15 protein-coding genes are annotated in these 21,205 nt (G+C 71.5%); 7 read left to right on the forward strand and 8 right to left on the reverse strand.

The annotated features are described in order from the left end of the window. Nucleotides 1–267: 267 nt before the first annotated feature. From ACQP2X_RS06080 to ACQP2X_RS06105, 6 genes are read right to left on the reverse strand one after another with little or no spacing between them, the layout of a single operon-like run. The gene (locus tag ACQP2X_RS06080) at nucleotides 268–1,440 is read right to left on the reverse strand and encodes an McrC family protein (RefSeq protein ID WP_498694936.1); all 1,173 of its coding nucleotides are present in this window, start codon (nucleotides 1,438–1,440) and stop codon (nucleotides 268–270) included. Continuing rightward, nucleotides 1,437–3,566, reverse strand: a complete 2,130-nt coding sequence (locus ACQP2X_RS06085) for an McrB family protein (RefSeq protein ID WP_498694938.1) — start codon at nucleotides 3,564–3,566, stop codon at nucleotides 1,437–1,439. The genes ACQP2X_RS06080 and ACQP2X_RS06085 overlap by 4 nt, the downstream gene beginning before the upstream one ends. Before the next feature lie 18 nt (nucleotides 3,567–3,584). Then, nucleotides 3,585–4,619, reverse strand: a complete 1,035-nt coding sequence (locus ACQP2X_RS06090; protein ID WP_498694940.1) for a hypothetical protein — start codon at nucleotides 4,617–4,619, stop codon at nucleotides 3,585–3,587. A gap of 2 nt (nucleotides 4,620–4,621) precedes the next feature. Beyond that, nucleotides 4,622–5,191: an RNA polymerase sigma factor gene (locus tag ACQP2X_RS06095; protein ID WP_498694942.1), complete on the reverse strand. Its 570-nt coding sequence runs from the start codon at nucleotides 5,189–5,191 to the stop codon at nucleotides 4,622–4,624. Nucleotides 5,192–5,210: 19 nt separating this feature from the next. Further along, nucleotides 5,211–5,633: a hypothetical protein gene (locus ACQP2X_RS06100; protein ID WP_498694943.1), complete on the reverse strand. Its 423-nt coding sequence runs from the start codon at nucleotides 5,631–5,633 to the stop codon at nucleotides 5,211–5,213. 6 nt (nucleotides 5,634–5,639) lie between these two features. Further along, nucleotides 5,640–6,479, reverse strand: coding sequence for a S1 family peptidase (locus ACQP2X_RS06105; RefSeq protein ID WP_498694944.1), 840 nt, complete (start codon nucleotides 6,477–6,479; stop codon nucleotides 5,640–5,642). A 90-nt stretch (nucleotides 6,480–6,569) separates the two neighbouring features. On the opposite strand from ACQP2X_RS06105, the gene ACQP2X_RS06110 reads away from it, so the two are divergent. The 7 genes from ACQP2X_RS06110 (at nucleotide 6,570) to ACQP2X_RS06140 (ending at nucleotide 16,032) form a co-directional block, all read left to right on the forward strand. Continuing rightward, on the forward strand, nucleotides 6,570–7,229 hold the full coding sequence (locus ACQP2X_RS06110) for a response regulator transcription factor (protein WP_498694946.1): 660 nt from the start codon (nucleotides 6,570–6,572) through the stop codon (nucleotides 7,227–7,229). Next, nucleotides 7,226–8,290: a sensor histidine kinase gene (locus ACQP2X_RS06115; protein WP_498694947.1), complete on the forward strand. Its 1,065-nt coding sequence runs from the start codon at nucleotides 7,226–7,228 to the stop codon at nucleotides 8,288–8,290. Before ACQP2X_RS06110 ends, ACQP2X_RS06115 begins: the two co-directional genes overlap by 4 nt. A 164-nt stretch (nucleotides 8,291–8,454) precedes the next feature. Next, nucleotides 8,455–11,793, forward strand: coding sequence for a CARDB domain-containing protein (locus tag ACQP2X_RS06120; RefSeq protein WP_498694949.1), 3,339 nt, complete (start codon nucleotides 8,455–8,457; stop codon nucleotides 11,791–11,793). A gap of 198 nt (nucleotides 11,794–11,991) precedes the next feature. After that, nucleotides 11,992–12,438 (forward strand): GNAT family N-acetyltransferase, encoded by a 447-nt coding sequence (locus ACQP2X_RS06125; protein ID WP_498694950.1) that lies wholly within the window; start codon nucleotides 11,992–11,994, stop codon nucleotides 12,436–12,438. Between the two features lie 70 nt (nucleotides 12,439–12,508). Beyond that, on the forward strand, nucleotides 12,509–13,600 hold the full coding sequence (locus tag ACQP2X_RS06130) for a CE1758 family FMN-dependent luciferase-like monooxygenase (RefSeq protein ID WP_498694952.1): 1,092 nt from the start codon (nucleotides 12,509–12,511) through the stop codon (nucleotides 13,598–13,600). Nucleotides 13,601–13,693: 93 nt separating this feature from the next. Further along, a complete protein-coding gene (locus tag ACQP2X_RS06135; RefSeq protein ID WP_498694953.1) occupies nucleotides 13,694–15,511 on the forward strand; it encodes an AfsR/SARP family transcriptional regulator in 1,818 nt (605 codons plus the stop codon). A gap of 11 nt (nucleotides 15,512–15,522) precedes the next feature. Then, nucleotides 15,523–16,032: a sigma-70 family RNA polymerase sigma factor gene (locus tag ACQP2X_RS06140; protein ID WP_498657464.1), complete on the forward strand. Its 510-nt coding sequence runs from the start codon at nucleotides 15,523–15,525 to the stop codon at nucleotides 16,030–16,032. On the opposite strand, the gene ACQP2X_RS06145 is transcribed toward ACQP2X_RS06140, so the two are convergent. Together ACQP2X_RS06145 and ACQP2X_RS06150 are read right to left on the reverse strand one after the other, a co-directional pair. Beyond that, nucleotides 15,987–19,091 carry an AAA family ATPase gene (locus tag ACQP2X_RS06145; RefSeq protein ID WP_498694954.1) on the reverse strand — a complete coding sequence of 1,035 codons (3,105 nt, stop codon included), beginning with the start codon at nucleotides 19,089–19,091 and terminating at the stop codon, nucleotides 15,987–15,989. The genes ACQP2X_RS06140 and ACQP2X_RS06145 overlap by 46 nt on opposite strands. Continuing rightward, nucleotides 19,088–21,199: a hypothetical protein gene (locus ACQP2X_RS06150; protein WP_498694955.1), complete on the reverse strand. Its 2,112-nt coding sequence runs from the start codon at nucleotides 21,197–21,199 to the stop codon at nucleotides 19,088–19,090. The genes ACQP2X_RS06145 and ACQP2X_RS06150 overlap by 4 nt, the downstream gene beginning before the upstream one ends. Nucleotides 21,200–21,205 lie beyond the last annotated feature (6 nt).

Genomic DNA, 21,205 nt, shown 5'->3' on the forward strand with positions numbered 1-21,205 from the left:
TCCGGGGAGTCTTAGGGATAATTCGGGCGCCACAACGGACTCTTTGTCCGTTTGGCGAGCAATCGACAGATCTCGATGTCTATAGAGTCGACTCCAGGTTCAAGCCCGTTGGGAGCGCCGATGACGGACCGCATCCCGGCCGCGATCGACGACAGGCACTCCGTCTGGAACGACACGCTGGGCGATGTCTCGATGGGCGTCTACTAAGCCCTGGCACATGCGGATCGTCTCGCCGTCGAGCTCGGTCCGGACGGTCATGCCGCCCAGTCAAGCAATCCCTGTCACCCGGTCCGCGATGCGCTCGATCTGCTGCCGCACGTCCTCGACCGGTGCCGCCAGGTCCAGCCCGTGCGCGACGACGCGGACCCCGCTGCCGATCAGCCGGTGCTCCCGGCCGGGATCGCGGTCGGCCGCGTAGACGAGGTGGCCCTCGGCCAGGTTCAAGGCCGTGCAGTAGGCGAGCATCTGGTAGAGGTCGGCGTTCGCGCTCGACCTCTTGTACTTGGCGTCGACGACGCCAAGGCAGGCGCCGTCACGCCACCAGGTGATGTCGGGGCGCAGGTCGACGCGGGCGCCCTCGTCGAGGTGGGCCCGGTGCTGGGCCACCACCGTGCCGCCCCGCCGGGCGGTGATCGCCTCCCGGAGGACGGCGGTCAGCCAGTCCTCGAAGACGATGTTCAGGTCGAAGGTGAAGCCGGTGGCGCGCTCGGCGCCGGACCGGTGATCGAGTCCCTGGCCGTCGAGCACGAGACGGGCCAGCCGCAGAGCCGGCCGGTAGCGAAGATTCAGCCTCGTCTCCACGACCGGCGGCAGCGGCGTCCCCGGCACCCAGCGCGAGACATCGGCCAGCGCCGCCGCCAGCCGGTGCAGGGCCCGCCTGGCGGCGGAGGGCACTTCGGGGGTACGGCGAAGCCGGTCGACGGCCGCCAGCAGGATCCGGTTCTCGGGGATATCGGCGGAGTAGTCGTCGTAGCGGACATCGAGGGGCGGCGCCAGGCCGAGCCGCCCCCGCAGCTGATCGGCCTCACGGAGCCGGCCGCGCAGGGACGGCAACGCCTCCTCGGTGACGCGGTACCCCTGGAGGAGCCCGGCCGCCAGTGCGCGGGACGCGGCGGCCGTGAAAGCCATGGCGAGAGCGGGCACGAAGTCGTCCACCGTGAGGTCGGCCGCCTCGGATCGCCAGCCCCGGTCGTCGCGGGCGTGGCCGAGCATCCAGAACAGCCGGGCGATCGGCAGCTTCGGCCGGACCCGCAGCTCGGCTACCTCGCCGCCGGAGCGCACCTGAAGCACGCCGACGGTCGAGGCCGCGGTGAGCCGGAGCCGCCCGTCGACCGTGAGTGCGGCGGTGACGAGGCCGGTGCCGGCCAGCGCCGCGCCCCACGGCCCGTCGTCCGGGCCGAAGACGGCGGTCTCGTACTCCCGGAGGCCGAACCGTCTCATCCCAGCCGGCCGCGGAGCGCGTCCAAGCCGTACCGGGTCCGGACGTCGACGCCGTCGCCGAGATGCCGCTCCTCCAGGAGCGGTTCGATGGCGGTACGCCAGATGCGGGCCAGACCGGCGTCGTCGGCCACCCGCGGATTCATGAGATAGGACGGGCCCACGGCCGCGTCGCGGTCGCCGATCGTGCGGTTGAGCTCGTCCAGCAGGTCGGCGCGATCCTCGGGAAGCCGGTGGGCTTTCAACCAGCGGCGCAACATGTCGCGCAGCGGCGGCTCGCCCGGGAAGAGGGACTGGAAGAGGAACCGGCGGCGCATGGCGGCGTCGACGAGGGCGATGGACCGGTCGGCGGTGTTCATCGTGCCGATGATGAACACGTTCGGCGGAAGCTCGAACTCCTCCTGCGGTGAGTACTGCAGCGAGATGCGGCGGCCTCGATATTCGAGCAGGAAGTACAGCTCACCGAAGACCTTGGCCAGGTTGGCCCGGTTGATCTCGTCGATGATGAGCACGAACGGCTGCGACGGATCCTTCTGTGCGTCCAGTACGAGCTGCTTGAAGGGCCCGGGCTCCAGCGAGAAAGCGATGCCACCGGGCTGATCGCCGCGAACCGGCCGGTAACCCTCGAAGAAGTCCTCGTACGAGTACGACGGGTGGAACTGGACGAGCCGGTACGCGTCGTCCCGGTCGCCGGTCAGATATTGCGCGAGCTCGTACGCCAGATACGTCTTCCCGGTGCCCGGCGGCCCGTACAGGATGATCTGCTTCTTCTCCCGGAGGAGGTCGACCGTGTCCAGGAGCCAATCGCGGTCGATGAAGAGCTTCCCGGCGAAATCCGGTGTGGGATCAGGCAGCTCGACGTCGGAGGGCTCGTCCTCGATGATCAGCGTGCCCAGCGCGGCGAACTCCTCGGTCGCCGCGCCCAGGTCGCTCACCGTGAGCTGACCGGCGAGCTTGTTGCGGGCCGTGGGCGACAGCTGCTCGCGGGCGATCGGGGCGTCCGGGTTGGCCCACTCGACCGCCCGGCGACGGCTGGAGAGGTTCCCGTCGCTGGGACTCCAGGTGACGTCGCCGGTCACCCGCCCGGCGTAGACGCCTTTCCAATCCACGGTCACGACCACGTCGCCCGGCTTGATGTGGTTGAGGAAGCGGTCGAGCACACCGACCCGTACACCTCGCTGGGCGGCGGTCAGATCGGGCAGCGCCTGGTGGAGCAGGTCGTCCAACTCGGCCTTCGGCGTTCCCGGCTTCACCTCGGGCAGCTCGGGGAAGGCCACGGAGCAGAAGCCCTCCGTGAGCCACTTTTCCACCAGGTTGTGGCCGTGGACCTTGGCTCCGCGGACGAGCCAGCCCCGCTGGGCCTCGGTCTTCTTGCCCGCGTCGGCTCCGCGCCAGCGGTCGAGCAGCGGTGGCGCGTAGAACCGCACGGCGGCGCCGGTCTCGGCGCGGAGGGCGGCGACGACCGCGGCGAGGTCACGGTCGACGTCACCCGTCGACTTGCCGAGCGCGTCGACGATCTGCTGCTTGTGCCGCCGCGCCACCACCGCTGGGAACGTGTCGGGGAAGAGCAGGTTGAGCAGCACGTTGCGCTGGCTGTAGGCGCTGTTCACCGGCACCTTGTCCACCTCGGCCCGGAAGATCCAGGGGTCGCCGAGCGCCGCCACCCGCTGCTCGGCCGGCAAACGTTTCCAGGCCTGGACGAAGCGGACGAGGAACGCGATCTGCCGGTCCCGTTGCGTCATGTACGCCGTGCCGGCGCGCACCACACCCTGGTCGAGCCGCAGGTCGAGCGCGGCCGGAACGGCGACCGGCGAGGGCATCAACTGCAGCGCCCCGCCGATCACCGCCCGCTTGGCCGGCCCGCCGATGTCCTTGGGCAGCAGCAGATGCAGGTAGATCAGCTCGCCCATGAGCTGGATCGCCTCGCCGGACGCCGACGCCAGCTGCCCGGCGAGCTTCTGAACGAAGCTTCCCTGGCCCGCGTCCGGCTGCTGGACGAACTTCGCGTCGAGCTCGTCCGCCGCCTCCGCGGTCCAGATGGCCGCGCCCGGCGTGAACAGCGAACCGTCCTCGGCCAGCCCCGCCTTCAGGACGTCGCGAACGGCTGCGTACAAGGCGTCATCGTCCATCGACTCAACATAGTGGGCTCAGGAGCAGCCGAGGCCCTGGTCGACTTCCTCCGCCGTCGGTGGGTCGCCGGCCACTGTGCGGTCCGCGTACTCCCACAGGACCTCGGGGTAGTCGCCCTCGTCGTTCATGTCGTTGAGGGTCTTCCACCCGTGGCTGCCGCGCAGGGCGTCAGTGGCCTTCTGCTGAGCTTTGGTGTCGCCGGCCAGCTTGGCTCGTTTCCACTCGGCTATCCAGCCGCAGGCGATGTGGCCCGTGACCTTCGCGCCGAACTGGTAGGAGTCGTTCGCGCCGAAGCCCTTCAGGGTGGCCATGTCGAAGCCGGGCGGGACGGGCATGTCGGCCAGGATCTTCTTGGTCGCCTCGTCCTCACGGTCGGGGGTGACGATCTCGGGCGGGAGGGCCTTCAGGAACGTCTCCACGTCGACACGCTTGACGTCGGCCACCACCTTGTCGAAGCCGGCCCTCGTCCATGCGCCGCCCGAGCTGCCCAGCTCCACGAAGACGCCCTCGCGCGGCTCCAGCATGATGGCGAAACGGCTTTCGCTGTACGTGAACCGGGCGCCCTTCCATCCGTCGACCACTGTGGCCTCGGGCGGGCTGACCTCCAGCCGGTCCTTGTAGAAGCCGTCGTAGTGCTCGGCGGCGTACCAGTTCATCTCGAACCCTCGCCCGGTGGCGTCCTCGAAGGCGATGGTGCCGTCCTCGCCGGCGAAACCGTAGACGTGGGTGGCCTTCCAGCCGGGCTGTTCGATCAGGAGCCGGGGGAAATTCTCGGCCGCCGCGAACTGGAGCGTGGCCGGAGCCGACCGGGTGGCCACCGGTGTGGCCTGGCCGGTCTCGGGGCGGTCGCGGATGACGGCCGACGCCACGAGGACGCCGGTGACGGCGGCCGCGGCGGCGACGGCGGTGGCGAGGCCGCGCCAGCGCGGTGGCTTGCGGACGGGCTCGGACATGATCTCCTCCAGGAGAGCGTGCTCCGCCCCGCTGAGGTCACCGTCGCGCCGGGACGGGTCGGCGTCGCGGACCAGCCGGTCGATCTGCTCGTCGGACATTCTCAGGCCTCCTCGGGGGTCGGTGCGGTCAGGACGTCGAGCACATGTCCGCCCGACCGCCGATCGTTACCGAGGAGGTCGCGCATTTTCGCCCGGGCCCGGGAGAGCCTGGTGCGCACGGTCTCCGGGCTCACCTGAAGGACGATGGCCGCCTCGCGCGGTTGCAGCCCCTCCCAGACGGTCAGCGTGAGCACCTCGCGGTCGATCGTGCTGAGCCGGGCCAGGGCGGCGCGGACCGCGAGCCGTTCCGGCACCTCGGCGCCCGGATCGGACGGGGCGGCCGGGGTGAGCCGCTGCCGCAGGAGGTCGCCCAGCCGCGCCCGGCGGACGCCGCCACGGTGATGGTTGGCGAGCACCCGCCGGGCGACCCCGTACAGCCAGAGCCTGGTCTCTTCGCCGGGAGGCATTTCCTCGGTACGTCGCCACGCGATCAGGAAGGTCTCGGCGACCACGTCCGCGGCGTCCGAGGGCTGTTCGACCCGCCGCAGCGCGTACGCCAGGAGCGCGTCGAAGTTCGCGCTGTAGACGCGCCGGAAGCGTTCCTCGTGCTCGATACCGGGGCTCACGCTCATCCCATGTCCGGCCGGGCCCTTATCGTGACACAGCCGTGAAAACGAGGGCCGGCGCGAGGAACGCGTTCAGGTCGGTGATGGTTCGCCCCGCCTCCAGCTCGGCCCGGACCGCCTCCAGCGCCGCACCGGAGTCGTCCTCGTATTCGGCTCGGTAGCGCCGCCCGTTGATGTCGATGTCGAGGACGCCGGCGCCGACGATCAGTTCGAAGTCGTCACCGGGGCGCAGGGAGATGACCGGGGCCGGCACGAGCTGGACGGGGGCACGGCGGTGCTCCCGGAGCGCCGCGATCGGAATCGCGATGAGGTCGGCGGCCAGAGTGGCGATCACCAGGGCACACAGCAGCTGGACGATCCAGTTGTCGTGTGCCGCCCAGAACGACCAGGCGCCGATGATCCCGGCGAGGTCGCCCACGGGGCGCTTCCAGCCTCGTTCTTCCCCCACGAATGGTCAACGTAGCCGACGGCGCAAAGCCCAGAGGCCGATGACGACGGCGGCCACCGCGATGATCGTCCACGTGACCGGGAAGCCCGAGGGGTCCGTGGTGATCGTGGTGGTGATCCAGGCGTTGATGTTGTCGACGCGGGCGCTGTGGTCGGGTCCGGTGTGCGGGCAGCCGGGGCCCGAGCTGACCACCGCCACCAGCACCGGGGCCTGGCCCTTCTGCTCGTGGAAGTACGGGCCGCCGGAGTCGTGCGGGCACGGGCTCGTCTCGTCGTGCGGGGCGATGCCGCTCGTCTCGAGCAGGGAGTCGCCGACGTGGTCGATGCGGAAGCGCCCGGTCTGCAGGCGCGACACCGGGACGTACTCACCGTCTCTGGTCGTCAGCCCGAAGCCGGTGAGGCGGACCGTCTCGCCCGGTGCCGGCGGTGTCGTGGCGAGGCGCAGCGGGGTGATGCCGGTGACCGGGGAGGCGAGCTCGGCCAGGGCCACGTCGTGGGTGTCCGACTGGCGGACGGCGACGACCCGTACGTCATGACCGCCCTTGCCCGCGACCTTGATCCGGCCGATCGTGGCGATGGTCTCGTCGGCGACCGGGCGGCTGACCCGCTTGCCCGCGGCGTCGCGGAAGCAGTGACCGGCGGTGATCACCCAGCGGTCGGCGATGAGCGCGCCCGAGCACGAGCTGTCCCGGGTGCCGCCGTCGGTGGTGGGCAGGCCCTTCATGGTGAGCAGCACCGCGAACGGATAGGCGCCGTCCCGAGCGTTTTCGCCGTACGCGATCGCCGCCGCCGGGGAAGCCGGACAGATGACCATCAAAGCGGCGAAGACCACGGAAAGAATTCTCATCACAGGAGACGATGGTGGTGAGCGGTCAGTCCGGCGGGCGTCAGCGGCGCCCTTATGGATCCTTTATGCGAGTTGTGCGAGCGTGACGCGGTGCGAGTGCTGGTGGCGGAGGACGAACGGGTGTTGGCCGACACCGTGGCCGAGGGATTGCGGCGGCTGGCCATGGCCGTCGACGTGGTCTACGACGGCGACGCGGCCATCGAGCGGCTCGGCGTCAACCGCTACGACGTGGCCGTGCTCGACCGGGACATGCCGGGGCGCACGGGTGACGAGGTGTGCCGCTGGATCGGGCGGCAGGAGCAGCCGACCCGGGTCCTGCTGCTGACCGCGGCGGCCGGCATCCGCGACCGGGTCGAGGGGCTGGGCCTGGGCGCCGACGACTATCTGACCAAGCCCTTCGCGTTCGCCGAGCTGGTGGCCCGGCTGCAGGCGCTGTCGAGGCGTACCGGACCGGCCCTGCCTCCGGTCCTGGAACAGGACGGCGTGGAACTGGACGTCGCGCGGCACACGGCCAGCCGCGACGGGCAGATCCTGTCGCTGTCGCCCAAGGAGTTCGCCGTGCTGCACGTGCTGCTGCGCGCCGGCGGGCGGGTGGTCAGCGCCGAGGACCTGCTCGAACAGGCCTGGGACGAGCACGCCGACCCGTTCACCAACACCGTGCGGATGACGATGATGACGCTCCGGCGCAAGCTGGGCGACCCGCCGGTGATCCACACCGTGCCGCGCGCGGGATACCGACTCGGTTCATGATCCGCCGCCGCGTGACGGCGCTGTGCGCGCTGCTCCTGTTCGCCTCGTTGTTCGTACGGGAAATCGCCGATCAGCTCTTGGTCCTGTGGAACGATTTCGGGCCTTCGTGGTGTCTGACCCCGGGCCCGGACAGCCCGTCGGTCGTCTGCCGTCAGCTGTTCCGGCATCCGAGCATCCCGACAATTCTCACCGTGACGATCGTGCTGATCGCGCTGCTGGTCGCGGCTCATTTCGCCGTACGGTGGTGTCTGGCCCCACTGAAGAGCCTGATCCCGGTGATCGACAACGTCGGGCCGCAGAATCTCGGCTATCGCCTGCGCCCGGAGAAACGGGACGAGGTGGGCGCGCTCGGGCACGCCATCGACGACATGATGGACCGCATCGCCGTCGGCTACGAGGCCCAGCGGCGCTTCGCGGCCGACGCCTCCCATGAGCTGCGCACCCCGCTCGCCGTGCAGCGCACGCTGATCGAGGTCGGCATGGCCCGCACGCTCAGCGAGGACCAGCTGTCGCTGCTCACGGCCCAACTGCTGGAGACCAACGAGCGCAACGAACGCCTGATCGAGGGCCTGCTGGTCCTCAGCGAGAGCGATCGCGGGCTGCTGGCCCGCTCCCCGCTGCGGCTCGACGAGATCACGGCCGAGGTCCTCGACGCCCACCGGTCCCGGGCCGCCGAGGCCGGCCTGACGATCACCAGCGAGCTGAGCCCGCGGGTCGTCGAGGGCGAGCGGGTGCTGCTGGAGCGCCTGGTCACCAACCTCGTGCAGAACGCGATCAAGTACAACCGCGAGGGCGGGACCATCGACGTCCGGGTCGGTGACGACCCCGCCCTGACGGTGACGAACACGGGCGACGACGTGCCGCCGAGCGAGGTCACGGCGCTGTTCGAGCCGTTCCGCCGGCTGCACGGCGCCCGCATCGACCACAGCGGCGGCGCCGGGCTGGGCCTGGCCATCGCCCGCTCGATCACCCGGGCCCACGACGGCGTCATCGCGGCGTCGTCGACCGGCCACGACGGCCTCCGGGTTCAGGTGTCGTTCCCGCACCCGTTGACGAAATAGTCACACATCTGAAACCTTGGATGCCTGCTCACGAAAAAACTCGGCAGGCTCCGCGAAATTTTCATGGAGACGGCCGAATCTTCGGGGCAGGACTCCCCTCCATCCCCGGCCGGCCGTCAGGACCCCGAACCCTGACGGCCGGCATCTGCAGAACAGAGGCCTTCATGAGAAGACGACGACTGTTCGCCGGAGTCGCGGTGGCCGTGCTGGTCGCCGCGGGACTCTCGCCGGGTGCGGCGCACGCGGCGGGCGGGCCCAACCTGGCCACCGGCAAGTCCGCCACCGCCAGCGCGGTGAACGGCCCGTACGGAGCTTCCAACGTCAACGACGGCAACGCCGACACCTACTGGGAGGGCCCGAACAACGCCTTCCCGCACTGGGTCCAGGTCGACCTGGGCGCCGCTACCAATATCGACCAGGTCAAGCTCAAGCTGCCGCCGGCCGCCGCCTGGGCCACCCGTACGCAGACGGTCACGCTGCAGGGCAGCACCAACAACAGCAGCTGGTCCACTCTCTCGGCCTCGGCCGGTCGCACCTTCAACCCCGCCAGCGGCAACGCCGTCACCATCGATTTCACGGCGGCCAGCGTCCGATATGTCCGGGCAACCATCACCGCCAACACCGGCTGGCCCGCGGCGCAATTGTCCGAGCTGGAGATCTACGGCGTCAGCGGCGGCACGAACCCCGACCCCGACCCGCCCACCGGCACCAACCTCGCGGCGGGCAAGGCCATGGAGGCGTCCTCGAGCGTCTTCTCCTTCACGGCGCCCAACGCCAACGACAACAACCTGGCCACGTACTGGGAGTCCAACGGCTTCCCGGCCACGCTGACCACGCGGCTCGGCGCCAACGCCGACATCTCCGGCGTCGTCGTCAAGCTCAACCCCGACGCCGCCTGGGGCCCGCGCACCCAGGGCATCCAGGTTCTCGGCCGCGCACAGGGCGCCTCGGGCTACACGTCGCTCAAGGCCCGCGCCGACTACGCCTTCGGCAGCGGCAACACGGTGACCATCCCGGTCACGGGCCGCGTCGCCGACCTCCAGCTCCAGTTCTTCAGCAACACCGGCGCTCCCGGCGGCCAGGTCGCCGAGCTCCAGGTCCTCGGGGCCTGGGCGCCCAACCCCGATCTGACCGTCACGTCGGTGACCTGGTCACCCACGTCCCCGGACGAGGCCACCGCGGTCACCGTCTCGGCCACGGTGCGTAACGCGGGTTCCGCCGCGTCCGGGGCCACGTCACTTGACGTACGCCTGAACGGAAATGTCGTCGGCAGCGCGAACGTCGGTGCGCTGGCCGCCGGCGCCACGGCGACCGTGCAGGTCGACGCGGGGCGTCGCGGCCAGGGCAGCTATCAGGTCTCCGCCGTCGTCGACCCGGCCGACACGGTGGCCGAGCTGAGCAACGACAACAACACCCTGACCGCGTCGTCGCCGCTGGTCGTCGGTCAGGCGCCGGGACCGGACCTCCAGGTCGTCAGCGTCACCCCGACGCCGGCCAACCCCGCGGTGGGCGCGCAGGTGAGTTTCGCGGTCGCGGTCAACAACAGGGGTACGTCCTCAGCGGCGGCCTCGGTCACCCGGGTCACGGTCGGCAGCACGACGCTGAACGTGAACACGGGCGCCGTCGCGGCCGGCGCGACGGTCACGGTCACGGCCGGCACATGGACGGCGACCAGCGGCGGGGCCACGATCACGGCCATCGCCGACGCGACGAACGTGGTCGCCGAGACGAACGAGAACAACAACACGCGTACCCAATCGGTCGTGGTGGGCCGCGGAGCGGCTGTTCCCTACGTCTCCTACGAGGCGGAGAGCGGCACGTACACCGGAACGCTGGTCGAGGCGGACGCGAAGCGGACGTTCGGCCACACCAACTTCGGCACGGAGTCGTCCGGCCGCAAGTCGGTGCGGCTGACCGCGACGGGCCAGTACGTGCAGTTCACCTCGGCCAACCAGGCCAACTCGATCGTCGTCCGCAACTCCATCCCGGACGCGCCGGGCGGCGGCGGCCAGTCGGCGACGATCAGCCTCTACGCGAACGACCAGTTCGTGCAGAAGCTGACCCTGTCGTCGCGCAACAGCTGGCTGTACGGCACGTCGGACGACACGGAATCGCTGTCGAACACGCCGTCGGCCGACGCCCGCCGGCTCTTCGACGAGTCGCACGCGCTGCTGTCCACCTCGTATCCGGCCGGCACCCGCTTCAAGCTCCAGCGCGACGCCGGTGACACCGCCTCGTTCTACGTGATCGACCTGGTCGACCTGGAGCAGGTCGCCCCGGCCCTGTCCCAGCCCGCCGGCTGCACGTCGATCACCTCGTACGGCGCCGTGCCCAACGACGGCCTCGACGACACCGCGGCCATCCAGCGCGCGGTCACCGACGACGAGAACGGCGTGATCGGCTGTGTCTGGATCCCGGCCGGCCAGTGGCGCCAGGAACAGAAGATCCTGTCCCCGGACCCCACGCGCGGCCAGTGGAACCAGAAGGGCATCCGCAACGTGGTCATCCGCGGCGCGGGCATGTGGCACACGCAGCTCTACACCAACACCGAGCCGCAGAATGTGGTCGGCAACATCAACCATCCGCACGAGGGCAACGTCGGCTTCGACATCGACGACAACACGCAGATCTCCGACCTGGCCATCTTCGGCATGACCACGAACCGGGCCAACCGCGGCCACGGCATCAACGGCCGCCTCGGCAAGAACACGAAGATCAGCAACGTCTGGATCGAGCACACCAACGTCGGGGCCTGGGTCGGCCGCGACTACTCCGACACCCCGGCCTACTGGAACCCGGGCGACAACGTCGAGTTCACCGGCATGCGCATCCGCGACACGTACGCCGACGGCATCAACTTCAGCAACGGCACCCGGAACTCGCGGGTCTTCAACTCGTCGTTCCGCACCAACGGCGACGACGCGCTGGCCGTCTGGGCCAACCCCCGGGTCAAGGACACGTCGGTCGACGTGGCGTCGAACAACCACTTCGTCAACAACACGATCCAGCTGCCGTGGCGGGCCAACGGCGCCGCCATCTACGGCGGTTTCGGCAACTCGATCGAGAACAACATCATCGCCGACACGATGAACTACCCCGGCATCATGCTGGCCACCGATCACGACCCGCTGCCCTTCACGGGAACGACGCTGATCGCCAACAACGGCCTCTACCGGGCCGGCGGCGTCTTCTGGAACGAGGACCAGGAGTTCGGCGCCATCACCCTGTTCCCGTCGTCGAAGGACATCGTCGGTGTCACGATCCGCGACACCGAGATCCTGGATTCCACGTACGACGGCATCCAGTTCAAGACCGGCGGCGGCAACATGCCGAACGTGGCCGTCACCAACGTCCGCATCGACAAGTCCAACAACGGCGCCGGCGTGCTGGCCATGAGCGGCGCCCGGGGCAACGCCACGCTGACCAACGTGACCATCACCAACTCGGCCACCGGCGACGTGGTGATCCAGCCCGGATCGCAGTTCACCATCACCCGCAACTGACCACCGCCAGGAGAACACGCCATCCCTTCGGGGGTGGCGTGTTCCCGTCTCTCAGTACACGCCCATCGACGCCGCCGACCGCGATCACGGCGGATCGAGCGCGTCGCGGACCGAGTGACAAGGGTTGATTGACTGGACGGCATGAGTGCGCTCGCCTCCGTTTCCTGGCCGCCTGCTCCGATCCGGACCGCGAGGCTCGTGCTTCGTGCGTCCGAGGCTCGGGACCGGCCCACCTTCGTCGAGTTGCTGGCCTCGCCCGAGGTCCACACCTATCTCGGTGGGCCGCAACCGCGTGAGCAGCTCGAGCGCGACCTGCCCGGCGTGCCCGAGTCGTGGCCCGGCAGCTTCGTCGTCGAGCTCGACGGGGCGATGATCGGCCAGATCCTCCTGCGGCGGCCGCACCGGCATCGTCCGGCCGCGCTGGGGATGGTCGATCTCGGCTATCTGTTCCTGCCCCGGGTCTGGGGTTCCGGTTATGCCGCCGAGGCCTGTGCGGCGGCGCTCGACTGGGTCGGCGAGCCGGTCGTGCTGGTCACCCAGAGCGCCAACCTCTCCTCGATGCGCCTGGCCGCGAAGCTCGGGTTCGCCGAGGTGGAGCGTTTCCACGCCTGGGACGCCGAGCAGTGGCTCGGCCGGCGGGGGTGACGAACGTCGCTGTCATTGACACGTCAATTATCGGCATGATTGACGTGTCAATTACAGGCGAGGGGGAGTCATGCAGTTCGGGATCTTCGGCGTGGGCGACCTGGCGCGCGATCCGGTCTCCGGTGAGACGCCCAGTGAGCACGAGCGCCTCCGGCGCATCACCGAGTACGCCGTCCACGCCGAGCAGGTCGGGCTCGACGTGTTCGCGTTCGGCGAGCACCACAACCCGCCGTTCGTGGCGTCGTCGCCGACCACGCTGCTCGGCTACGTCGCGGCCCGGACCAGCCGGATCATCCTGTCCACGTCGACCACGCTGATCACCACCAACGACCCGGTGAAGATCGCCGAGGACTACGCGATGCTCCAGCATCTGGCCGGCGGCCGGGTCGACCTCATGCTCGGCCGGGGCAACACCGGCCCGGTCTATCCCTGGTTCGGCAAGGACATCCGGGCCGGCATCCCGCTCACCGTGGAGAACTACGCGCTGATCCGCCGTCTGTGGCGGGAGGAGAGCGTCGACTGGTCGGGCAAGTACCGCACGCCGCTCCAGGCCTTCACGTCCACGCCGCGCCCGCTCGACGGTGTGCCGCCGTTCGTCTGGCACGGCTCCATCCGCAGCACGGAGATCGCCGAACAGGCCGCGTACTACGGCGACGGCTTCTTCCACAACAACATCTTCTGGCCGCCGTCGCACACCGGCCGGATGATCCGCCTCTACCGCGAGCGCTTCGAGCACTACGGGCACGGCCCGGCCGACACGGCGATCGTCGGCCTGGGCGGCCAGTTCTTCGTCAAGGACAACTCGCAGGACGCGCTCCGCGAGTTCCGGCCCTACTTCGACAATTCCCCGGTGTACGGCGGTGGGCCGTCCCTGGAGGAGATGATCCGGCAGACTCCGCTCTCGGTCGGCAGCCCGCAGCAGGTCATCGACCAGATCCTGGGCTTCCGCGAATACGCCGGCGACTATCAGCGCCAGCTCTTCGTCCTGGACGGCATGGGCATCCCGCACGCCGAGGTCCTGCACCAGCTCGACCGCCTGGGCGAGATCGTCCCGGCCCTGCGCAAGGAGTTCGCCGTGGGCCGCCCCGCGCACATCCCGGACGCGCCCACCCACGAGTCGCTCAAGGCCGCCGGCCACCAGATGTTCAACTCGCCCAGGTGATCGACTTGCGGGCGGGAGGGCCGGATGAACGTGTCGTGAAAAGACGCATATCGATGGAGATCCGGCGTCCGTAGTGGAGGTAGCGTCCGGTCGGTGACACCCCGCATGTTCCCTGTGCGTTTCCAGATCCTCGGCCCGGTACGTATGTGGCGCGACGGTGCCGAGCTCGACCTCGGCCCCCGTCAGCGGCGCACGATGCTCGCCCTGCTGCTCGCCTGCGCCCCGCACCCGGTCGGGCTGTCGGAGCTGGTCGAGCTGCTCTGGGAACAGGATCCGCCGGCGCACGCGGTCAACCTGGTCCACCGGCACGTCGGGCGGCTGCGCCGCGAATGCGAGCCCGGCCTGCCCAACCGGGCCAGCGGACGGTTCCTCCGGCCCAACGGTGGCGGGTACAGCATGGCGGTCGACGCCGGATCGCTCGACCTGCTGGCCTTCCGTGAGCTGGCCGGAAGGGCGGAGCTCGAGTCGCCCGGTGGCGCCCTGCCGCTCTACGCCGAGGCGTTGCGGTGCTGGAAGGGACCGGTGGCGGCGGACCTCGACCCGCACAGCCGGGCTCATCCGGCCTTCGTCGCGATCGAGCGCGAGTACGCGGCCGTGGTCGAGGCGTTCTCGGCCGCCGCGCTGATGCTCGGGCAGGCCCGGATGGCGTTGCCGGCGCTGGCCGAGGCGGCCGACCGGCATCCGTACGACGAGGCCGTGCAGGCCCGCTATCTGCTGGTCCTGGCCGCCTCGGGCCGGCAGGGCGACGCGGTGGCCCGTTACGAGCAGGTGCGGCGCCGGCTCGGCGAGGAGCTCGGCGTCGATCCGGGCGCCGAGCTGCGCCAGGCGTACGAGCAAGTGTTGCGCCAGCAGTTCCCGGCCGCCCCCGCCCGCACCGTTCCGGCCCAGCTCCCGCCGGCCCCGCCGTTCACCGGCCGGGCCACTCTCACGGCCCAGGTGCGCGGTCCGGTGACCGCCCTGTCCGGTCTGCCCGGCTCGGGCAAGACCGCGCTGGCCGTGCACGTCGCGCACCGGCTCGCCCCGCACTATCCGGACGGGCAGCTCCACATCGGTCTGCGCGGCTTCGATCAGGCGCGGCCGGCCGTCACCACCGATGACGCCCTGCACGACCTCCTCACCGCCCTGGGCGTGGAGTCCGGCGAGATGCCGGCCTCCCGGGCGGCCCGGACCGGCCTCTACCGCAGCCTCCTGGCCGGCAAGCGGATGCTGCTGGTGCTCGACGACGCCCGCGACGCCGATCAGGTGGCCGACCTGCTGCCGGGCACCGACCGCTGTCTGGCCCTGGTCACCAGCCGGCGCAAGCTGACCCGGCTGCGCACCTCGGCCGGGGCGCACCTGCTGACCGTCGGGCTGCCCACGCCGGACGAGGCGCGGGCGCAGCTGGCCACGCATGTGGGCCCGGAGCGGGCCGCCGCCGAGCCCGCGGCCCTGGACGCGATCGTCGCCCAGTGCGGCGGCCTGCCGCTCGCGCTCGCGCTGGCCGGGGCGCGCCTGGCCGCCCACCCCGAGCTGAGCGCGGCCGAGGTGGCGGGTGAGCTGCGTGAGCCGGGCCGCTACGAGTACGGCGAGGTGGCCGACGGTCTGCGGGCCGCGTTCGCCGGCTCGTACCGGCGTCTCAGCGTGCCCGCGGCGCGATTGTTCCGGATGTTGTCCTGCCATTCAGAAGATGAAGTCTCGGTGCCCGTCGCGGTCGCCGTCAGCGGGCTGCCGGCGGTCACCGCGCATGCCCTGCTGGCCGAGCTGGACCGGGCCGGGCTGGTCGCCGAGAGACGCGACGGCCGCTATCTGTGGCATCGGCTGATCCGGGCATATGCCGGCGAACTTCGCCGCCGGGCGACGGGACGGCAAATAGGAAATGAAGTGACCTGTCGGCCGCTTCCGGTCACAAATATGTCACTGCTGTCCTCGTAGCGTCACCGCTCGTGATCCATGAGAATCCCGAATCACGCATGGCCGAGGTGCACGCCATCCACGCGGCGCCGCTCCTGCGTTTCCTGCTCAGCCTGACCCGCAACGAGCGGCACACCGCCGAGGACCTGGTGCAGGAGACGATGGTCCGCGCCTGGCAGCATCTGGAGTCGCTGCCCGAGGAGGAGGAGAACGCGCGGCGCTGGCTGTTCACGGTGGCCCGCCGCATCGCCATCGACGCGGCCCGGATGCGGCAGGTGCGGCCGGCCGAGGTGAGCCTGCTCGAGGCGCTCGACCTGGCCACCGACGACCACACCACCAACAACGCCCTGGCCAACCACACGCTCCAGGAGGCGTTCACCGCGCTGACCGATGCCCACCGGGCCATCCTGCACGAGCTGTACCTGCGCGGGGCCTCGGCCGACGAGGCCGCCGCCAAGCTCGGTGTGCCGGTCGGCACGGTGAAGTCCCGGGCCTACTACGCGCTCCGGTCGCTGCGCAGCGCGCTCGACGAGGCGGCCTGAGACACGTCGGTCACGGTCAGCGTCCGCAGCTGCTCCACCGTGGGCGACGCGAGCGCCCGCAAGCGACCGGCCTGCCTGGTGATCGCGTCGTCCAGCACCTGCCGGGCGTACCGGCCGTTGCCGAAGGTGGCGGTGCGCGGCACCCGCTCGAAGTGCTCGCGCAGCGCCACCAGCGTCTCGCCCGGGCATTCGTAGCCACCGGAGGCGGCGAGCCGCTGGAAGATGGCGACCAGCTCGTCCGGGCTGTAGTTGGCGAAGTGGATACGCCGCGAGAAGCGGGACGCCAGGCCGGCGTTGGCGGCCAGGAACGCCTCGATCTCGCGTTCGTAGCCGGCCGCGATCACCACCACCTCGTCGCGGTGGTCCTCCATCAGCTTGACCAGCGTGTCGATGGCCTCCCGGCCGAAGTCGTTCTGGGCGCCGGCCGGGGCCAGGGTGTACGCCTCGTCGATGAACAGCACGCCGCCGCGCGCCCGCTCGAACGCCTCCCGGGTGCGGTGCGCCGTGTGCCCGATGTACTCGCCGACCAGATCGGCCCGGGCCACCTCGACGAACTGGCCACCGGCGAGCACGCCGAGCGCGGTCAGCAGGTCGCCGTAGAGCCGGGCCACAGTGGTCTTGCCGGTGCCGGGCGGCCCCGAGAAGACCAGATGCCGCGACAGCGACGGCGCCGGCAGCCCGGCCGCCAACCGGGCCCGGGTCGTCGAGAGCAGGTCGATCAGGTCGGAGACCTCACGCTTGACCGCGCCCAGGCCGATCATGCTCTGCAGGTCGCCGAGCAGGCGCTCGACCTCACCGGCCTGCTCGTGGCCGGCCCGCACCCCGGACGCGGCCGGGGTGCCGAGGTCCTGCGGGAGCAGCTGGGCCAGCTCGACCCCGGACGACGAGCCGCCCTGGGACAGCCGGAACGCCTGCCGCCCGACCATTTCCTCGAACACCTTGCGGGCCACCCGGGCGTTGCCGAAGTTGGCGTCCCGCACCATGCCGTCGAACAGCCCGGCCAGCGCGACCCGGGTGTCGTACTCGAGCGCGTAGTGGTGGCTGCGGCACATCCGCTCGACGATGGTGACCAGCTCACCGGTCGAGTAGCTCTCGAACTCGACGGTCTTGGAGAACCGGGAGGCGAGGCCGGGGTTGGCGTTCAGGAAGGCCCGCATCTGCGCCGAGTAGCCGGCCACGATCACCACCACCTCGTCGCGGTGGTCCTCCATCAGCTTGACCAGCGTGTCGACCGCCTCCCGCCCGAAGTCGTGGCCGGAGCCACCCTCCACCGGCGCCAGCGTGTACGCCTCGTCGATGAACAGCACCCCGCCGATCGCCTCGGTGAACTTCTCGGCCGTCTTCACCGCCGTGCCGCCGATGTGCTCGGCGACCAGGTCGGCCCGGGCCACCTCGACGAGCTGGCCCGACTTGAGGGCGCCCAGCGCGGCCAGGATCTTGCCGTAGAGCCGGGCCACCGTGGTCTTGCCGGTGCCGGGCGCGCCGGCGAAGACCATGTGGCGCGACATCGGCGGCGCCGGCAGCCCGGCCGCGGCCCGGCGGGCGGCCACCCGGTGCAGGCCGACGAGCGTGGCCACCTCCTGCTTCACCCCGGCCAGGCCCACCAGTTCGTCCAGCTCGGCCAGCAGGGGAGCGGCCGCGTCGCTGTCCGCCGCGGCCGGCTTGGGCGGTGCGGTCTCGGCCGCGGTGGTGTCGGACGGGACGTCACCCTGGACGCGGCTGCGCACGGAGGTCACCGTGGCGCCGGCCTCGGCCAGCACACCGGACTCCGTGGCGCCGCCGATGTCGCAGCCGGTCAGCAGCACCGTGGCGCCGGTGGCGACGGTGATGCCGTGCCGGCCGTCCCGCACGGTCAGCTCCACCGCCTCCAGGCCGGCGCCCGCGCCGACCGCGATCCCGGCCACCCGGCACCGCTCGACGCGACCCCGGCGCACGATCGGCCGGGCCCGCTCGGCCACCTGGAGACCGTGCTCGGCGCAGTCCCGGACGGTCAGATCCTCCAGGGCCGGTGCGGCGCCGCCGGTGAGCGCGACCGCCGTACGACCGCCGCTGATTTTTGTGCCTCTGACCAGGCCGGCCGCCGAGCCGGTGAACAACAGGCCGGGCTCCTCCCCGGCGGTGATCTCGCCACCCTCGAAGGCCGGGCGCGCCCGGTCGCCGACGGCCACGGCGGCGGCGCCCGTACGTTCGACGGCGCATTCGCCGAACTCGCCGGCGCCCTCCTCGACGAGCAGGACGCCGTGCCCGCCGGCCGACCTGATCCGGGTGCGGGTCACCACCGGCGTGGCACGGCCGGACACGACGACGCCGTGCCCGCCGATCGCGCGCAGCTCACAGTCCTCGAGCACCGGGCGGCCCCCGGTGACAACCACGCCGGCGCCCGGCGTGTCGTGCACCGTCGTCCCGGTCAGCCGGGGCGCGCTGTCGTCCTCGACCGCGACGGCGGGACCGTCCGCGGCGCTGATGTCGCACCGCTGCAACGTGCCGCGGCCGCCACGGGTGCTGAGAACGGCCGATCCGCGGACGTCGGTGATCGTGCACGCCCGCAACACCGGGTCGGCGCCGCCGGTCGCGACGAGGGCCGACCCGCCGATCTCGCGCAGCGTGCAGCCGGTGAGGGCGGCCTGGCCGGTCTTCTCGACCAGCACCCCGGCGCCCGTGGGATTGCGCACCTCGCAGTCGGTCATCTCGAGCCGCCCGCCCGGCGCGTGCACCGCCACCACGCCGTGCGCGCGCACCGCACAGTCGGCGAACGTGGCCGCGCCCCGGCCCACCTGCACGGTGGGCAGGTCGGGGCCACCGCCGACCAGCACCAGCCCGCGCAGGACGGTCGAGCCGCCGGCCGCGTAGACGGCGACCCCGTCGCCACCGTCCACAGTGACCGTTCCGCGCCCGTCCTCGGCCACCACTGTCACATCACCGGCCAGGCGCAGCTGCTCCCGGTAGACGCCGGGCTGCACCACGATCGTCGCGCCGGGCGCGGCCACCGCGAGGGCGGCCGAGATGCTCGACTCGCAGCCGGGCTCGGTCTGCGACACCGACACCACGCTGTTGCTCACGCTGCCCCACTCTCTCGTTTCCGGTAGCGCCGCCCCGCGTCGTCCAGTCCGGGCGCGAACCGCGTCCGCGGGCGGCCCCGGCCATCCGCGCGCGGCACGTCCCGCAGCCGGGACAGGATGCGGTCGAGGTCGTCGCCGCCACCGCGCCGCACCGAGGCCAGATCACGCAGCAGCACGCGGGGCGGCGCCTGATCGGGACGATCCACGGCGAGCACGGTGAAGCGGCTGCCGGGCGGGAACAACGCGGCCGCGTCACCGACGTCGAGGCCGGCCACCCGGCGAGCGCTGACCGACCAGATCGCGACTTCGACAGTGGTCTCCGGATCCGGCGCGGAGGGGGAGAGGCCGACATCGAGAAAGGCGGGTTCGACAAGCTCGTCGCCGGCCCGATAGCCGGACACGGCGGCGTCCCCGGCCGAGCAACTCTGAAAGACAGGACCGAAGACCGAGGGAAGGCGCTGGAGCCCGTACGTCGCGGTCCGCGCGAGGACGACCGCATGCTCACGATCGGCGTCGTCCCCGCCACCGCGCAGAACGTCGTTGACGGCGTCCCGCTCCTCCAGCAGATAGGCGCGTACGGCCACCAGCCCCGCCGTGATGTCGGCCGCCGACCCAGCCACGGCCCGCAGCCCCGGATCCTCGGAGAGCCGCCGCGCCACGATGCGCGCGTGAGCGTCGTAGCGCCCGTTGAGCACTTGCCGCACCGCACTCCGATCAGCCTCGGCCGCCGGCAGCCACAGAGCGTCCGGGGCCGCCAGCCCTTCGCCGGACGCCTCCTCGCCGCCTGACACCGCCGCCGGCCGCGGACCGGCGCCCGCGCCCCCGCTCGCCAGACCAGCGCCCACGCCCGTTCCTGCACCAGCACCCGTTCCCGCGCCCACGCCCGTTCCCGCGCCCACGCCCGTTCCCGCGCCCACGCCCGTTCCCGCGCCCACGCCCGTTCCCGCGCCCACGCCCGTGCCCGTGCCCGCGCCCGTGCCCGTGCCCGCGCCCATGCCCGTTCCCGCGCCCGTGCCCGCAGCCGTTCCCGCGCCCGTGGCCGCCAGACCCGCGCCCGCCGGCGAGGTCGGTGTAGGCGCGTTGGGCGATGGAGCGCCTAGGGGCTGGGCCGGCATTGCGGCATTTGTCGGTGCGGCGGCGGATGACGCAGCCGGAGGCGCGGTCGACGCGGCACTTGTGCGCGCGGCTGACGTGGCAGCCGCCGCGGCCGCCGACGTTGTCCGGAGGATCGCGAAGACCCGTGCCCACCGCTCCGGCGCCAGCAAGGCGACGACATCGGCGTCGACGGGCAGAGGCTTCCCCGCGGACAGGACGACGTCGGCCTTCGGCGCCTCGGGCATCGACGGAGCTTCCGGAACCACCAGCGCTTCCGGAACCTTCGCGACCGGCAGATCGCCGGGCATCGCGGATGCCGTCGCGACCGGGGAAACCGCCGAGAGGAGCGGCGGCGCGTCCGGAAGGTCGTGAACCTCTGAGGGCTCCAGGGGCCGGGGAAGGGCCGAGGGTCCTGCCGGCGTGTCGAGGTCCGGGGTGACGACGATCAACGGGGTGTGCGGTGTCAGGCCGGCCGGTGGCACCGGCCAGACCGGGCCCAGGGCGTCGACGCGCCGGTGCGTGGATCGGGGGTGGACGCGATGGAACGAGCCCAGCGCCAACCCGGTGGCGGTGAAACGGATGCCGGTGCCGGCAACGACCACCGGATGGCCCAGCGCGTCCGCCAGTGAGCCCAGCAGCATCGTCATCGCCGGGCCCGGTGCCACCGGTCCGTGTGGCACCACCAGCATCGTTCGGCCGGCCGGGGCGATCGCGGCGAGGTGGGCGGCGAGCGCGGCCGGCCGCACGGGGCGGCCCTCCACCCGAAATCCCGCGGCGTCCACGGCCAGATCGACCAGGAAAGTTCCCGGCAAACGAAGGGAGATCGCCTTCGTGAAGCTCCAGCCGCCGGGAGTGGCCGAGCCCGGGGTGTCCGGCCGCTCGTCCGAGCCGTGGGCCGGCGGCTCGGCCGGGGGAGGGGGCGGGAGTGAGGGCTGGAAGCGCAGGACCGGGCGGGTTGCGGGCAGGTCGATGAAACCGCTGTCGGCGGGGAGTCGCACCAGACCGTTGTTCATGTCGAG

Source organism: Actinoplanes sp. CA-131856, from assembly GCF_050956135.1.
GTDB lineage: Bacteria > Actinomycetota > Actinomycetes > Mycobacteriales > Micromonosporaceae > Actinoplanes.